This window comes from Halorubrum salipaludis (assembly GCF_002286985.1).
Taxonomy (GTDB): domain Archaea; phylum Halobacteriota; class Halobacteria; order Halobacteriales; family Haloferacaceae; genus Halorubrum; species Halorubrum salipaludis.
Window position 1 is genome coordinate 521,514 of record NZ_NSKC01000001.1, and the last position, 16,143, is coordinate 537,656.

The 16,143-nt window shown below is 68.1% G+C and carries 11 protein-coding genes, 1 tRNA gene and 1 pseudogene; 9 read left to right on the top strand and 4 right to left on the bottom strand.

The features are described from left to right. Positions 1–168: 168 nt before the first annotated feature. From CK500_RS02370 to CK500_RS02380, 3 genes are all read right to left on the bottom strand, one after another. Positions 169–822, bottom strand: a complete 654-nt coding sequence (locus CK500_RS02370) for a dolichyl-phosphate hexose transferase (RefSeq protein ID WP_233138663.1) — start codon at positions 820–822, stop codon at positions 169–171. Between the two features lie 191 nt (positions 823–1,013). After that, entirely contained in the window at positions 1,014–2,639 is a 1,626-nt protein-coding gene (locus CK500_RS02375) for a GMC family oxidoreductase (protein ID WP_095635647.1), read from the bottom strand. After that, positions 2,636–3,235 carry a gluconate 2-dehydrogenase subunit 3 family protein gene (locus tag CK500_RS02380; RefSeq protein WP_095635648.1) on the bottom strand — a complete coding sequence of 200 codons (600 nt, stop codon included), beginning with the start codon at positions 3,233–3,235 and terminating at the stop codon, positions 2,636–2,638. The genes CK500_RS02375 and CK500_RS02380 overlap by 4 nt, the downstream gene beginning before the upstream one ends. A gap of 115 nt (positions 3,236–3,350) precedes the next feature. Here CK500_RS02380 and CK500_RS02385 point away from each other — a divergent pair, with 115 nt between their 5' ends. The 9 genes and pseudogenes from CK500_RS02385 to CK500_RS16750 all read left to right on the top strand — a co-directional run. Then, positions 3,351–4,961, top strand: a complete 1,611-nt coding sequence (locus tag CK500_RS02385) for an ABC transporter permease (protein ID WP_095635649.1) — start codon at positions 3,351–3,353, stop codon at positions 4,959–4,961. Positions 4,962–5,037: 76 nt separating this feature from the next. Further along, on the top strand, positions 5,038–5,970 hold the full coding sequence (locus CK500_RS02390) for an NAD-dependent epimerase/dehydratase family protein (protein ID WP_095635650.1): 933 nt from the start codon (positions 5,038–5,040) through the stop codon (positions 5,968–5,970). Positions 5,971–6,317: 347 nt separating this feature from the next. Beyond that, entirely contained in the window at positions 6,318–7,676 is a 1,359-nt protein-coding gene (locus CK500_RS17145) for a DNA primase (protein WP_158224019.1), read from the top strand. A 101-nt stretch (positions 7,677–7,777) separates the two neighbouring features. Beyond that, positions 7,778–9,067: an adenosylhomocysteinase gene (locus CK500_RS02400; protein WP_095635651.1), complete on the top strand. Its 1,290-nt coding sequence runs from the start codon at positions 7,778–7,780 to the stop codon at positions 9,065–9,067. Between the two features lie 432 nt (positions 9,068–9,499). Then, positions 9,500–10,309 (top strand): endonuclease NucS, encoded by an 810-nt coding sequence (gene nucS, locus CK500_RS02405; RefSeq protein ID WP_095635652.1) that lies wholly within the window; start codon positions 9,500–9,502, stop codon positions 10,307–10,309. A 169-nt stretch (positions 10,310–10,478) separates the two neighbouring features. Continuing rightward, positions 10,479–11,009: a 50S ribosomal protein L16 gene (locus tag CK500_RS02410; RefSeq protein ID WP_095635653.1), complete on the top strand. Its 531-nt coding sequence runs from the start codon at positions 10,479–10,481 to the stop codon at positions 11,007–11,009. A gap of 138 nt (positions 11,010–11,147) precedes the next feature. Further along, complete coding sequence (locus tag CK500_RS02415; protein ID WP_095635654.1) at positions 11,148–13,202, top strand: DEAD/DEAH box helicase; 2,055 nt, start codon at positions 11,148–11,150, stop codon at positions 13,200–13,202. Between the two features lie 78 nt (positions 13,203–13,280). Beyond that, a tRNA-Pro gene (locus CK500_RS02420) sits at positions 13,281–13,351 on the top strand. A 371-nt stretch (positions 13,352–13,722) separates the two neighbouring features. Continuing rightward, positions 13,723–14,838 (top strand): annotated as a pseudogene (locus tag CK500_RS16750) (group I intron-associated PD-(D/E)XK endonuclease); the annotation flags it as partial. Positions 14,839–14,890: 52 nt separating this feature from the next. On the opposite strand, the gene CK500_RS17150 reads toward CK500_RS16750, so the two are convergent. After that, positions 14,891–15,850, bottom strand: coding sequence for a WD40/YVTN/BNR-like repeat-containing protein (locus CK500_RS17150; protein WP_095635657.1), 960 nt, complete (start codon positions 15,848–15,850; stop codon positions 14,891–14,893). Between the last annotated feature and the right edge of the window lie 293 nt (positions 15,851–16,143).

The following is a 16,143-nucleotide window of genomic DNA, read 5'->3' on the forward strand; positions in this document are numbered from 1 at the left end:
ACCGCGGGCGACGGCGGGAGAGCGCGACGCGAATCGCCGGCCTGGTCGGTTTAAATGGTTCCGCACGGTTCGCAAGATCTGTTTATAAATAGTGGCGGACACCTCTCGTGTCCCCCTATAAATAGTGCCGGCGGCGAGAGGCCGTTCGACGTTCGGGCCGGACCGCCCTCAGAACCGTCGCAGCCGCTCTTCGAGACAGACGGTCGCGATCGACTTCGCGATGGCGGCGCCGCCCTCGATCGGGTCGAGCTTCGTCTCCCCCAGCCGCTCGGCGTACTCGATCGGCTCCTCGCGCACGTCGTAGCCGCGCATCAGCGGGCGGATCAGCAGCTCGGCGGAGAGGCCCGTGTTCTCGGTCCACCCGATGTCCTGCACGACCTCCCGACGATACGCGCGCATCCCAGTCGTGGTGTCGTGGACGCGCTCGCCCATGAGGACGGACGCGAGCGCCGCGAACGCGTGGTTTCCGAACCGGTTGAACGCCGGCATCGCGTCCGCGCCGTGGTAGAGCCGGTCGCCGCTGACCACGTCGGCCCCGTCGTTGATCTCGGCGAGGAACTCGGGCAGCGCCTCCATCGGATAGGTGTCGTCGCAGTCGGTCGTGACGACGACCGGGCGGTCGGGCGTCAGGACGGCCTCTCGGACGGCGACGCCGTACCCCTGCGGCTCCTGTTCGATCACGGTCGCGCCGCGCTCGCGGGCGATCTCCGGCGTCCGGTCCGAGGAGCCGTCGACGCAGACGACCTCCGCCTTCCCGTCGGTGACGCGCTCGACGTCGTCGAGGACGGTCGCGATCGCCTCCTCCTCGTTGTACGTCCCCATGACGACGCTGAGGTCGTCGAAGGTGTACTCGTCGTCCGTGTCGGTACTCCCGTCGTCGCCCCGCGCGGTCGCGTCGACGTCGACGGAGTCGGCTCCGTCGGTCGCCTCGTCGTCGGGCGCCGTGATCGAACTCATTACCTCCGAGGTGCCGCCCCACCCACTTGAGTTTTTAGGTTTGCCTAAAGCGTTTGTTAGAGCCCCTCTCGAACGTCGTCGGCCACGCGAAGCGCGAGCGCGGCGATCGTCAGCGTGGGGTTCATCGCGCCGCCCGTGGGGAAGACGCTGCTCGAGGCGATCCAGCAGTTGTCCAGGTCGTGGGTCCGGCAGTCGGCGTCGACGACGCCGGCGTCGGGGTCGGCGCTCATCCGGGTCGTGCCCATGTGGTGGTAGGCAGGCCCGGTCGCGTCGGGGCCGGCGACCCATTCGATCTCCGCGCCCAGCTCCTCGAGGACCGACCGCTGGATCTCGTTGGCGCGCTCGATCGTCCGGAGGGCTCGCTCGTCGACGTTCCAGTGGATCTCGGGGACCGGGTTCCCGCGGTCGTCGGTGCGGTCGGGATGGAGGGTCACGTAGCTGTCCGACCGGGGGAGCTGTTCGACCAGCCCGCCCATGGCGACGTGAGTGCCGTAGCCGTCGCGGAGCCGCCCTAACAGGTCGTCGCCCCAGTCGTCGCCGGTGAGGGCCATCTCGACCGGCGAGGGGCCGGCGTAGTTGAGGAACTCCAGCTTGAACGGGCCGACCGCCTCGTCCGCCTCGTCGTAGAACTGGTCGCACGCGCTCGTGTAGAACCCGACGTGGTTCTGGCGGGTGGGCTCGTCGAGGGTGCCGCCGACGCCCGCGAACAGGTGGTCCATGAAGAACTTCCCGACCGTCCCGCTGGAGTTGGCGAGGCCGTCGGGGTACTCCTCCGAGTCTGACATGAGGAGGAGCCGCGGCGTCTCCACCCCGCCGCAGGCGACGACGAAGGCGTCGGCGGTCTGTCGGTGCTCCTCGCCGTCCGGGGTCGCGTACACCGCCGCGGTGACGCGGTCCGCGTCGTGTTCGAGCCGCTGGACCGGGGCCCGATCGATGACGGTCGCGCCCCGCTCCTCCGCGCGCTCGACGTGGACCGTCGCGTCGTACTTCGCCCCGGCCGGACAGACGGGCTGGCAGGTGCCGTAGCCGACGCAGGCGGACCGACCGTCGTACGCCTCGGAGTTGCGCGCGTTCGGCACCGAGTGCATGTCGATCCCGAGCTCCTCGCACGCCTCGGCGAACAGCGAGTCGCTGTGGGAGGGCTCGAACGCGGGCATCGGGTGCGGCTCCTCGCGCGGCGGCGCGTAGGGGTTATCGGAGGCGCCCGCGACGCCCAGCTCGCGCTCCGCCTCGGCGTAGTACGGCCGGAGGTCGGCGTAGTCGATCGGCCAGTCCGGGCCGACCCCCCGCGCGCTCCCCGAGTTGAAGTCGTCCTCGTGGAGCCGCATCACCATCCCCTGCCAGTGGAGCGTCGACCCGCCGACCCCCTTCACGCGGGCGTGGTTCAGTGGGTAGAACCGCTCGCCGGAGTTGGCGTGCGCGTCGCGCTCGCCGCCCCCGTCCCACACGTCGGGGCGGTCGTAGCTCGGGCGGATCGACCGCTCCTGTCGCGCGAGTCGGTCCGCGGGGTCGAACCGGGGGCCCGCGTCGAGGACGACCACCTCGCGGTCGTCGGCCAGCCGGTCGGCGACGAGGGCGCCCGCCGGTCCCGCGCCCACCACGCAGACGTCCGCGTCCGGGACGGGAGCGCGGTCGACCCCGTCGTCGCCGCGGGTCGGGCCGGCGCTCTCCGCGCCGCTCATCGCGGCCCCCGCCGGTAGCTCTCGGTCCCGCCGGGGTGGCCCTGCGGGTTCTCCAGCCCGACCAGCTCGCCGCCGGTCGGCGAGGCGTACAGCGCTAAGAGGAGCTCGTTGACCACGTAGTACCGCACCCGCTCGGCGAGGGTTCCGTCAGGGTCCTCGTCGGCGGTGTCGGCGCCGAGCTCGCGGAGGAGCCGGTCCCGGTCGCCCTCGGACAGCTCGGCGACCGGCGCCCCGTACCAGTCGCGGGCCGCCTCGTCGACCTCGCCCGCCGTCGCGCGGACCCCGTCGGCGTGGGGCGACCCGTCCAGCCGGCCGTCGAGGAACTCGTCGACGAACGCCTCGACGCCGTCGACCGCCTCCGGGTAGAGGACGGTCGCGACCGCGGCCATCGACGCGCGGACGGCCGCGTCGTCTAGGGGGCGCTCGGTCCCGCCGCCGTCTCCGCCGCCGTCTCCGCTACCGTCCTCCTCGCCGTCCGCGCCCCCGGCGGCGTCGGAGTCGTTCCCGCGACCCGATCGGCGGGCGGCGAGGGCGACGCCGCCGGTCGCGCCGAGGGCCGCCAGCGCGGCCGCCGCGTCGCGCCGCGTCAGTTCCATGCCCGGTTTAGGCTTCCCTAAACTATTATATCCGTCGGACCCGGATCGCCGACCGAATCGCAACTGCTAACGGTCGGTGCCGCCTTCCCCCGCCAAGACCCTCCCGCACCGGATCATGAGCCTGACACAGCGGATCCGCGACCTCCTGACGGACGGCGACGGCCGACTACCCCTCGGGCTGACGCTGCTCTCGGCCGCCATCGCCGGGACGCTGGTGTTCCCGCTGGCGTGGCTGGTGATCGAGGCGGTCACCGTCGACCGGGCGCGGGCGACGGAGCTGCTGTTCAGTCCGGGAACCGCCGAGATCCTGGCGAACAGCCTGCTGCTGATGGGCGGCGTCACCGCGCTCTCGGTCCTGATCGGGGTTCCGCTGGCGTACCTGACGGCCCGGACCGACCTTCCGTTCCGCCGGTTCTGGTCGATCGCGGTCGCGCTCCCGCTCGTCGTGCCGAGCTACGTCGGCGCGTTCTCCTTCGTCTCGGCGTTCGGCCCCCGCGGCGAGTTCCACGACCTGCTCGCGCCGCTGGGGATCGAGCGGATTCCCGAGATCTACGGGCTCCCGGGAACGATCCTCGTCATCACCCTCTACACGTACCCGTACGTCTACCTGACCACCCGCGCCGCGCTCCTCTCGCTCGACACGACGCTCATCGAGGCGGCGCGGACGCTGAACCACGGGCGGATCGCGGCGTTCCGGCGCGTGACGCTCCCCGTGATCCGGCCGGCGATCGCCGCCGGCTCGCTGCTCGCGGCGCTGTACGCGGTGTCCGACTTCGGGACGCCGACGATCATGCGGCTCCCCGTCTTCACCCGCCAGATCTACGTCGAGTACAACTCCTTCGGCCGGGACTACGCCGCCCTCCTCTCGCTGCAGCTGCTTGCCGTGGTACTCGTGGTGCTCGCGCTGGAGTGGCTCGTCCGCTCCGACCGCACCGCCCACGGCGACGACGCGGGCAACACCGACCGGCTCGTCGGGCTGGGGCGGTGGCGCTGGCCGGCGACGCTGCTGCCCGCGTCGGTGTCCGCGGTCGCGCTCCTCGTCCCCCTCTGGATCCTCTTCCTGTGGCTCGTCCGCACCGACGCGGGCCGCCGCCCGTCGATGGCGTTCGAGTGGGTCCAGGCGCTCAACTCGGTGTCCGTGGCCGGGGCGGCCGCGGTCGTCGCCGCGCTGGCGGCGCTCCCGGTCGCGTACTTCGCCGCGAACCACGACTCTCCGCTGTCGACGCTGTTCGAGCGGACGACCTACGTCGGGTTCGCGGTCCCCGGGATCGTGTTGGCGCTCGCCTTGGTCTACTTCGGGTCCAGCTACCTCCCGTGGCTCTACCAGACGCTCCCGCTGCTGGTGTTCGCGTACGTCGTCCGGTTCCTGCCGCAGGTCGTCGGGTCGACGCGGACCTCGATCCTGGGGGTCGACCCGCGGCTGGTCGAGGCGAGCCGGGCGCTCGGCGAGTCGTCGGTGGGGTCGTTCCGGCGCGTGACCTTCCCCCTCGTTCGGTCCGGGATCGTCGCCGGCGCCGCCCTCGTGTTCCTCACGACGATGAAGGAGCTCCCGGTCACGCTCATCCTCCGCCCCTCTGGCTTCGAGACGATCGTCACGCAGATCTGGCGCGCACAGGAGTCCGGCCTCTACCAGTACGCCGTCGTCCCCACCCTCCTTCTGTTGTGCATCTCCGGGCTCTCGATGGTCGTCATGCTCGCGCAGGAGGGCGGCGAGGAGGGGCTCTGACGGCGCGGCTCCCGCTCCCCGCGAGCCGCGACGCGTTTCCACACCTACTTACCCGACACCGCCCCAGGGGTCGGGTATGGACCTCACCGATTCGACCGCGCTCGTCACCGGCGGCGCGGGGCTCGTCGGGAGCCACCTCGCGCGGGCGCTCCGCGACCGCGGCGCCGCGGTCCGCGTCGCGGACGACCTCTCGAAGGGGACCCGCGACCGCGTCCCGGACGGCGTCGACTTCGTCGAGGCCGACCTCACCGATCCGGAGGACGTCGCCGAGGCGGTCACCGGCGACCTCGACGTCGTCTTCCACTTCGCCGCGTACACCGACACGAACTACGACGACGACCGGGAGCTGTTCGAGGCCAACACGGCGATGACGTACAACGTTATCGAGCGCATGCGCGAGGTCGGCGTCGACCGGCTCGCATTCACCTCCTCCTCGACGGTGTACGGCGAGGCCCCGCGGCCGACGCCGGAGGATTACGGTCCCTTGGAGCCCATCTCCATCTACGGCTCCTCGAAGCTCGCCGACGAGGCGCTGATCTCGACGCACGCGCACTCCTATGACCTCACCGCGTGGGTGTTCCGGTTCGCGAACATCGTCGGCCCGCGCCAGCGCGGCAACGTGATCCCCGACTTCGTCCAGAAGCTCGACGCCGACCCGACCGAGCTGGAGATCCTCGGCGACGGCCGCCAGGAGAAGTCGTACATGCACGTCACCGAGTGCGTCGACGCCATCCAGCACGTGGTCGAGCACGCGGACGAGGACCTGAACGTCTACAACCTCGGGACGCGGACGACGACCTCCGTGACGCGGATCGCCGACATCGTCAGCGAGGAGCTCGGCGTCGACCCCGAGTACAGCTACACCGGCGGCGACCGCGGCTGGACCGGCGACGTGCCGCGGATGCGACTGTCGATCGAGCGGCTCGCCGACCTCGGCTGGGAGCCGTCGATCGAGAGCGACGAGGCTGTCCGCCGGAGCGCGCGCGAACTGATCGACGAGATTGTCTGAGACGGTCGACGAGTTCGTCTGAGACGGTCGACGAGTTCGTCTGAAACGGTCGACGAGATCGTCTGAAACGGTCCTTCGGACGCGCCGCCGCGGCAAGTCGTTCTCCGAACGTACCCCGTCGCGTCCGGGCCGTTTCCCGTCACGCCCGAGCCGCTCTCCGCTGCGCCCGAGCCGCAGATCGATCGCCGCCGGGCGTGGCTCGCCGGCGATCCCGGCCGATCGGCCGCCGGATCCCGCCCGCTTGCCGAATCGTGGAGAGGGCGCCGTTAACCCGGATAAAATCCGGATTAAACCGGCTTAACGGAGATACCTTTTTATACGGTAACGGCGCCACGGCCCGGACGCACATGAGCAAACGCACGATTGGCCTGCTGTTGATCGCGGTCGTCGCGCTCGGCGCGATGACCGGCGTCGCGGCCGCCGACGGACACCTCGAAGTGGCCGTCGAACAGGACGCGGACGGAACGTCGACGGTCACGGTGACCGAGAACGACAGCGCGGTGGAGAACGCCACGGTGCTCGTCGAGGTCGCCGACCCCGAGAACGAGTCGTACGCGGGCGCCGGCGAGTACGAGACCGACGCGAACGGCACCGTCGACCTCCCCGCCCCCGAGGAGGACGTGACCGTTGACGTGACCGCGAGCGACGGGAACGAGACCGCCTCGACCACGGCCGATCTCGAAGCCCCCGACGGGCTCGAGCTCACCGTGGAGAACACCGACGGCGAGCCGGTCGTCACGGTGACCGACAACGACACCGCGGTCGAGAACGCCTCGGTGAACGTCACCGCCGCCGACGCCGAGAACGAGTCGTACGTCGGCGCGGGCGACTACGAGACCGACGCGAACGGCACCGTCACCCTCGCCGCCGCGGAAGAGGACGTGACGGTCGACGTGACCGCCGAGTACGAGAACGACTCCGTCTCGACGACCGTCGACCTCGTGGCCCCCGAGGGGCTCGCGCTCGACGTGTCGAACACCGGCGGCGAGCCGGTCGTCACGGTGACCGACGACGGCGAGGGCGCGGAGAACGCCTCGGTGAACGTCACCACCGCCGACGGACAGAACGTCAGCTACGTCGGCGAGGGCGAGTACACGACCGACGAGAACGGCACCGTCACCCTCCCCGACGCCGAGGAGAACGTCACGGTCGACGTGACGGTCGAGTACGAGGGCGAGTCCGTCTCCGCGACCGTCGACCTGACCGCGGACGGCGAGGAGGCCGCGGACCAGCCCTTCGGCCAGCTCGTGCAGGACTTCATCGACCGCCTGGAGGACCGTGAGGGCGGCATCGGCGCCGCCGTCTCGGACTTCGTGACGGAGAACAACCCGGGGAACGCCCCGGACCACGCGGGGAGTCCGGGCGGCCCGGACGACGCGGGTAACGGGAGCGACGCGGGCAACGCGAGCGACGGCCCCGGTAACGCGCCCGACCACGCCGGTCAGGGCAACGGGAACGGCGGCGAGCAGGGACCGCCGGACCACGCCGGGCCGGGCGGTGACGACGACGCGAACGAGAGCGACGACGACCGTGGACCGCCGAGCGACGCCGGTCCGGACGGTGACGACGACGCCGACGAGGACGACGCCGAAGAAGACGACACCGAAGAAGACGACGAGGACGATGATGGCGACGAGGACGATGACGACGACGCCGGGAGCGGCCCGGGCAACGGCAACGGACAGGGCAACGGGCCCAACAACTGACGGCGCAGCGCGCGCCGATCCGGTTCGCGATCGCTGACGCTCTTTTTCGGGACGCACTCGGTGTCGGCAGGGTTTAGTGCGCCGTGAGCGAAGCGAGGCGTATGAGCGAGACTTCGTATCCGCCGGTGTCACAGCACCTCTCGGACGTCGAGACGGCCCGCGAGGAGGGGCGCCGGAAGATGGACTGGGCGCTCCAGCACATGCCGATCCTGAACGCCCTCCGCGAGGAGTTCGCCGACGAGCAGCCGCTCGCCGGCGAGACGATCGCGATGGCGATGCACGTCGAGGCGAAGACGGCGAACCTCGTCGAGCTGCTCGCTGAGGGCGGCGCCGAGGTCGCGATCACCGGCTGTAACCCGCTGTCGACCCACGACGACGTGTCGGCCGCGCTCGACACCCACGAGTCGATCACCTCCTACGCGGTCCGGGGCGTCGACGACGAGGAGTACTACGACGCGATGCACGCCTGCATCGCCCACGAGCCCACCATCACCGTCGACGACGGGATGGACATGGTGAAGCTCGTCCACGAGGAGTACCCCGACCTGATCGACTCCATCGTCGGCGGCGCCGAGGAGACGACCACCGGCGTCGACCGCCTGCGCGCGATGGACGCCGACGGCGAGCTCCACTACCCCGTCTTCGCCGTGAACGACACGCCGATGAAACAGCTGTTCGACAACGTCCACGGCACGGGCGAGTCGTCGCTCGCGACCATCGCGATGACGACGAACCTCTCGTGGGCCGGTAAGAACGTCGTCGTCGGCGGGTACGGCCAGTGCGGGAAGGGCGTCGCGAAGAAGGCCTCGGGCCAGAACGCGAACGTCATCGTCTGCGAGGTCGACCCCCGGAAGGCGCTGGAGGCCCACATGGAGGGGTACGAGGTGCTCCCGATGCGGGAGGCCGCGAAGAAGGGCGACGTGTTCATCACGACGACGGGCAACCGCGACGTGATCACCCGCGAGCACTTCGCGGAGATGCAGGACGGCGTGCTCCTCGCGAACGCCGGCCACTTCGACGTCGAGGTGAACCTCGACGACCTCGACGACCTGGCCGTGGACCGCTACGAGGTCCGCGACGGCGTCGAGGGCTACGAGATGAAAGACGGTCGCGTCCTCAACGTCATCGCCGAGGGGCGGCTCGTCAACCTCGCCGCCCCCATCGCGCTCGGTCATCCGGTCGAGGTGATGGATCAGAGCTTCGGGGTGCAGGCGGTCGTCGTCCGCGAACTGGCGGCAAACGGCGAGGAGTACGAGGCCGGCGTCCACGACGTGCCCGACGAGCTCGACCGCGAGGTCGCGGATATCAAGCTCGCCGCCGAGGGCGTCGAGTACGACGACCTCAGCGATGAACAGCGCGAGTACATGGACAGCTGGGAGCACGGGACGTAAGCGACGACTAGCCGACGACGCTCCACTACACGAACGGTCGGCGCGCGCCTCCGAGGCCGCATCGCGGCCGAGGAGCGTCGCGCGAGGGACGCGGCGACCGTAGGGAGCCGCGAGGCTGGGGAGGTGTGAGGTGCGGTGCTGTGCGGGGCGGGACTCGAAGGGGCAGTCGCGAGGCGGGCGCAGGCGACGTAAGCACCACAGCGAAGGAGCGACAGCGACTGAGCGAGGAGCGAAGCGAGCGTGCGCCCGCCTCGCGACTGGGGCTTCGGTGGTGGTCGTGTCGCCCAGCGATTTATAAACAGTATCATCGTCCAGCCGAGCGGTTGGGGCTTCGGCTGTCTCGGTCGCGATCGGTCAGACGGTCCCGAGCGCCCCCCGATCGTCTCCGTCGTTCTCACACCCTTTTTGAGCGACAATCACGTACGGATCGCAGTGACAGTCACGAGCGTCCACGACCCGAGCCACCGCGAGGCCCTCTGGGAGCTTGAGGACGCGTTCGAGCGCGGCGACCTGATAAGCGTGTTCGGTCGCTGCACCGTCAGCTACGAGGGCCGCGCCGCCTCCGATCTGGGCGCCGGCGACCGCCTGCTCGTGTTGAAGCCGGACGGCGCCGCCCTCGTCCACACCGACGAGGGGCGCCAGCCCGTCAACTGGCAGCCGCCGGGGTCGGAACACCGCGCCGCGGTCCGCGAGGGGCGGCTTCGCGTCGTCTCGACGCGGACCAGCCCCGCCGAGACGCTGACGGTCCGCTTTTCCGACGTGCACCAGCTCTCCGCGATGGCCGTCACGGGCGGGCGCGACCTCACGCTCCACGGGAGCGAGGAGGACCTCCGGACCAGAATCTTGGAACGGCCGGAGCTCGTCGAGCCGGGGTTCGAACCGCGCGAGACCGAGCGCCCGTCCAGCGCCGGCCCGATGGACGTGTTCGGCGTCGACGCCGACGGGACCCCCGTGATCGTCGAACTGAAACGGCGGCGGGTCGGTCCGGATGCGGTCGGCCAGCTCGCGCGGTACGTGCGGGCGCTCCGGGAGGAGCTGGGCGCGGAGGGCGGGGGCGGCGGTTCCGACGCCGGCGATTCGGAGGAGAGCGATTCCAGGGATAGCGATTCCGACGCCGACGGCGGCGGCGCCCCGACCGTCCGGGGCGTCCTCGTCGCGCCCTCGGTCACCGACCGGGCCGCGGAGCGGCTCGCGGACCGCGGGTTCGACCACGTCGCGCTCGACCCGACGCCGGAGGAGTGATCGGGCGGCGCGAAGCGGCCGGTGACGTGAGGTGGCGCCCGAGCGAGTGGCGTGCCAACACGCGACTCGATCGGGTCGAGAGCCGGCGTTGACCCCCGAGAGGCCGACGACGACGCCTCGCTATCGAAGGCTTTATCGCCGCAGCGCGGGCTACATCGGACAAGTAGCCATGTCTGACAAACCCGCCTCTATGTATCGGACGATCGACAAGCCGTCGTACACCCGCCGCGAATACATCACGGGCATTCCCGGCTCGAAGATCGCCCAGCACAACATGGGCGACCTCTCCGCGGAGCCGGACGACTACCCCGTCCAGATCAGCCTCCGCGTCGAGGAGGAGCTCCAGATCCGACACGGCTCGCTCGAGAGCGCGCGCCTCTCGGCGAACCGCCACCTCATCAAGGAGCTCGGCGAGGGCAACTACAAGATGACGCTCCGCAAGTTCCCCCACCAGGTCATCCGGGAGAACAAGCAGGCGACCGGCGCCGGCGCGGACCGCGTCTCCGACGGGATGCGGCAGGCGTTCGGGAAGCCGGTCGGGACGGCCGCACGACTCAACAAGGACGACGTCGTCTTCACGGCCTACTGCGACGTCGACCAGGCCCCCGTCGTGAAGGAGGCGTTCCGCCGGGCGTACAACAAGCTCTCGCCGCCGTGCCGGATCACGGTCGAGCGCGGCGAGAAGCTGCTCGTCTCGTAGAGCCAACCGACCCCCGTCCGTTCGAGGCGGGTCCTTCTCCGCGCGATCGCGTCACTGAGCCGCGGCGCCGCGCGCACGGCTCCGGCGTCACGCGCCGAGCCGAACACCTGAAATACCTCGATCGCGTACCGAACGGCAGTGTCACAGCAGTTGGCCGAGGTCGAGACGCTGTTCCTCCACGAGGCGCGGAGCGACTACACCGTCGTCGCGAACCGCGACGGCAACCGGGTGCTCCGCGGGCGGCTCGAACTCAAGGAGACCTCCGCGGGGCCGCGACCGGGCAAGTTCCGGGTGATCCGCGACGGCGAGGACCACCCCCGCCAGCCCGACGAGTTCGTCGACCTCGCCCGCGCGGCCGGTCGGATCCGGATCTCCGAGCAGACCGCCCCCGAGAACCGGCAGCGACTGAAGGAGATGCTCGACGGCTACCAGCTGGAGGCGACGGCGGTCCGGACCTGCCGGCGCTGCGCGAGTGACGGGCGGTACGGCCCCATCACGAGCGAGAGCGCGATCGAGCACAACGGCGAGCTGATCTGCCGCGACTGCGCGCGCCGGGAGTTAGAGCGCGAGCTGTCGTACAAAGGCGAATTCACGGGCGCCGCCGAGGAGCGGCTCGAAGAGCTCCTCTACGAGTCCGGCGACTTAGACCGGATCGTCAACCTCCTGCAGGGCGGGCTCGACCCCGACCTCACGAAGTACGACGAGGTCTCCGCGAACGTCGACGACATCTCGCCGGTCCGGACCGAGGACCTCGATCTGCATCCCGATCTCTCCGCGCACCTCCAGGGACGCTTCGAGGAGCTGCTGCCGGTCCAGAGCCTCTCCGTGCGGAACGGCCTCTTGGAGGGAAACGACCAGCTCGTCGTGAGCGCGACCGCGACCGGGAAGACGCTGGTCGGCGAGCTGACGGGGATCGACCGGGCGCTGAAGGGGGACGGGAAGCTCCTCTTTCTGGTCCCGCTCGTCGCGCTCGCCAACCAGAAGCACGAGGACTTCGAGGACCGCTACGGCGACCTGCTGAACGTCTCGATCCGCGTCGGCTCCTCGCGCGTGAACGACGACGGCAACCGGTTCGACCCGAACGCCGACGTGATCGTCGGCACCTACGAGGGGATCGACCACGCGCTCCGGACGGGCAAGGACTTAGGCGACGTGGGGACCGTCGTCATCGACGAGGTCCACACCCTGAAGGAAGGCGAGCGCGGCCACCGGCTCGACGGGCTCATCTCGCGGCTGAAGCACTACAGCGAGAAGCGGATGGAGACGCATTCGGGGTACGACGGCACCCAGTTCGTCTACCTCTCCGCGACCGTCGGCAACCCCGAGTGGCTCGCCGAGAAGCTCCGGGCGACGCTGATCGAGTTCGAGGAGCGCCCCGTCCCCATCGAGCGCCACGTCACCTTCGCGGACAGCCGGGAGAAGGCGCAGATCGCCGACAAGCTCGTGAAACGCGAGTTCGACACGAAGTCGTCGAAGGGGTACCGCGGGCAGACGATCATCTTCACGAACTCCCGGCGGCGGTGCCACGAGATCAGCCGGAAGCTCCGGTACGACTCCGCGCCGTACCACGCCGGCCTCGACTACAAGCGCCGGAAGAAGGTGGAACGGCAGTTCGGGAACCAGGACCTCTCCGCGGTCGTCACCACCGCGGCGCTGGCCGCCGGCGTCGACTTCCCCGCCTCGCAGGTGATCTTCGACTCGCTGGCGATGGGGATCGAGTGGCTCTCCGTCCAGGAGTTCTCCCAGATGCTCGGCCGGGCCGGGCGACCGGACTACCACGACCGCGGCCGCGTCTACCTCCTCGTCGAGCCCGACGGCGTCTACCACAACTCCATGGACCGCACGGAGGACGAGGTCGCCTTCACGCTCCTGAAAGGCGAGATGGAGGACGTGGCGACCCACTACGACGAGACCGCCGCGGTCGAGGAGACCCTCGCGAACGTCGTCGTCGCGGGCAAGAAGGCCAAGCGGCTCAACGACCGAATGATCGGCGAGGTGCCGACGAAACACGCGGTCGGCAAACTGTTGGAGTGGGAGTTCATCGACGGCTTTGAGCCGACGCCGCTCGGTCGGGGGATCACGAGGCACTTCCTCGCACCTGACGAGGCCTTCTTCATGCTCGACGCGATCCGGAAGGGGACCGACCCCTACCAGATCGTCGCCGACCTCGAACTGCGCGACGACGAGGAGTGAGGACCAGAGGGGAAACCGGGGCGTACCCCGCCCGCGCAACGAAACGCTTTACCGGCCGATGCGGGTACGTATGGGTGCGGGGCCGTGGGGTAGTGGTATCCTCGCTGCCTTGGGTGCAGTGGACCTGAGTTCGACTCTCAGCGGCCCCATCCGTTATTCTTGGCCGTTACAGACAACCTGTTCGAGTTCTGCATGAAGATCGGGATGGTGTTTCCTGAGAACCTCTACGTCAGTTTGGAGTTCTTCGTGAATTCGATTTCGGATTCGTGATACGGCTTGATACTGATTCGGACCGGTGTTCTTCGATCGGAGATGTTCACGCTCGGTTTCAGTAAGGAGAGCACGTGTTCGTGCCATGGTTTGTGTACACATCTGTCTGGTAAGTGTACACTGCATCTGTCTGGTAACGGTTCGACGCTGTCCGATCAGTTTGCAAATATACAAATGTGAGTGGGAGGATCTACAAACCGGATAACGAATCACGACAGATATGGAGTCACACAGGTAAGGGGGTCTCACCGAGCAAATTGTCATCACAGAGCTGAAAAAGCGTAATATTAGCGTGTCAACGCCAGTAGGCGACAACGAACGATACGATCTCGTCTTGGAAAAGCCGGATGGCGATCTGTTGCGTGCACAGATCAAAACAGGGCGGGTGAAAGACGGAGTCGTCCGATTCAAGGGGGTAAGCCAGCACACGAACTCGTCTGGGCACGTGTACAAGCAGTACGGCGACGATGTCGACTGTTTTCTCGTACACTCCAACGAAACAGAGGAAACCTATTTCGTCGATTCTGAAGAGGTTGGGACCTCGATGCACTTGCGTATCGATCCGCCTGCTCAGAAAACCAGTCAGATCAATTGGGCCGAAGAGTACCACCTCGAGCAACAATGGCCGCCCACCGACCACAGCAAAAGAGACTCGACAGTTACTGCGGTTATCGACGCGCTCGAAAGCGTAGAAGGCACTGTATATATTGATCCGACCAGAGAAGGCGATCAGGTCTTATTGTTTGTCGACGCAGACGACGAAACACATCGAATTGGAGCCAAGACCGGATGGATTGTGAATGGCCGAGTCCGGTTCACCCCGAGTGAAGCCGCAGAGTATCATCTCGTATACTGTGATGAGTTAGACGATTTGCTGTCTGTACATTCTGATGAATTTAACGAGTCCATCTCCTTCCGAGTAGACAGCGAGAATACTCGAGAGGGCACAAATCCAGTAGACAAGTATACGTTCGAGAATAACTGGCCGCCATCCATTGTCGGGACTTCACCGACAGATCCAACGCCGGAACTGACCCGGTTCATCAGTAGACTGGAAGACAAACAGATGGCGTATAACCGTGTAGAATACGACGGTAAAAGGGAGGTAGAAGTGTATTGTGGAGGATCTTATTTTCGAATCCGTGTCGAATCGGCATGGATCGAGAACGGACTGATCCGATTCAATGCGAACGGAAACAACGTCGATTACTATTCATTTGAGAATCCTGAGAAAGAGGAATGGTATCTCGTATCGGACGATTCGTTTGGTAGTTCGATCTCACTTCGAGTAGATCCACCGGAAAAAGAAGATTATCGGATTAATTTTGCAAAAGATTATCTACTAGAAAGAATGTGGCCAGTGTGAGCTGACTATTTGCCGAAAGTTATTCCGAGTGTCAAATCACCGAGGACGGTCCTCACCGCTCCAGCACCGTCCCGCTGGCGCCGACGACGTAGTCGCGGTCGCCGTCGAACGCCGCGACGGCGCGGAGGTTCTGTCCGGAAGGCGTGTCGACGACGGTCCAGTCGCCGTCCTCGCGCTCGACGACGGTGCCGCTCCCGCCGACGGCGACCCCGCCGGCGCCACCGGTGATCACGTCCTTGAGGCCGGCCTCGGCGATCCGGTCCGACCGCCACTCGACGCCGTCGTAGACGTAGAGCGAGCCGCTCCCGCCGACGACGGTCACGTCGTCGGGGGCGTCGGCGTCGAGCCCGGCGAAGGTGGTGTCCGCGTCCTCGATGCCGAACGGCTCCCACGTGGTGCCGTCGTCGGTGGCGAACACCTTCCCGTTCGTGTCGATGAGGGTCCCCGCGCGGGCGCCGTAGAAGTCGACGGCGGGGATGCCGGCGCCGGAGCCGGGCGTGAGGTAGTTCCAAGTGCCCTCCTCGCCGTTCTCGAAGCTGTAGTACACCAGCCCGGAGTCGTCGACCACGTACACGTCCGCGTCGCCCGCGGGGCCCGTGACCGCGACGGAGTTGAACTGGTTGGAGGCGTCGTTCGGCTGCGACCGGTCGACCAGGTTGCCGGTGGTCACGTCGTACTCACCGACGGCGCCGCTGTTGCCGACCATCCAGAGGCGCTCGCCGTCGTCGGTGACCGCGGCGCCGCGGAGCCCGTTGCCGTTGCCGGAGACGCCGCCGCGGAACACCGTCTCCCAGCCGGCCGCCGTCCGCTCGATCAGCACGCCGCCCGCCCCGACCGCGTGCGGGTTCGCGGCGGTGTACCGAACGTCGTGGAGGGTCCCGTCGACCGGGGTCTTCGCGGCGGTCCAGTCGGAGGCCGACTCATCCGCCGCCGACACGACGCCGGGGACCGCGGCGGCCGCGACCGATGCACCTGCGAGCTTCACGACCGAACGTCGAGTGTGTCGGGTCATCGCATCTGGTCGGTGTGCCGGAAGGGTGGTAAAAACCGGAAACCGTGGCGGTGAATTGAACCGATTTCGGGCGACTTGAACGGAGTTGATCGGGTCAACGAACGGTGCTTTCAAGTAAGCGATCGAAACGGCCGATGCTTTGAAGTGAAGAATCGAATCGAGCCGCGGTGCCGGTCTCGATCGCGTTCGAGGCGGCGCCGAGCGAGGCCGCGCGCGCGGACGACGGCGGGGCGACGCGACGCGCCGACCCGGTCGCCGCCTTTCGAAATCCTTTTGTCTCGAATCGGCGTTGG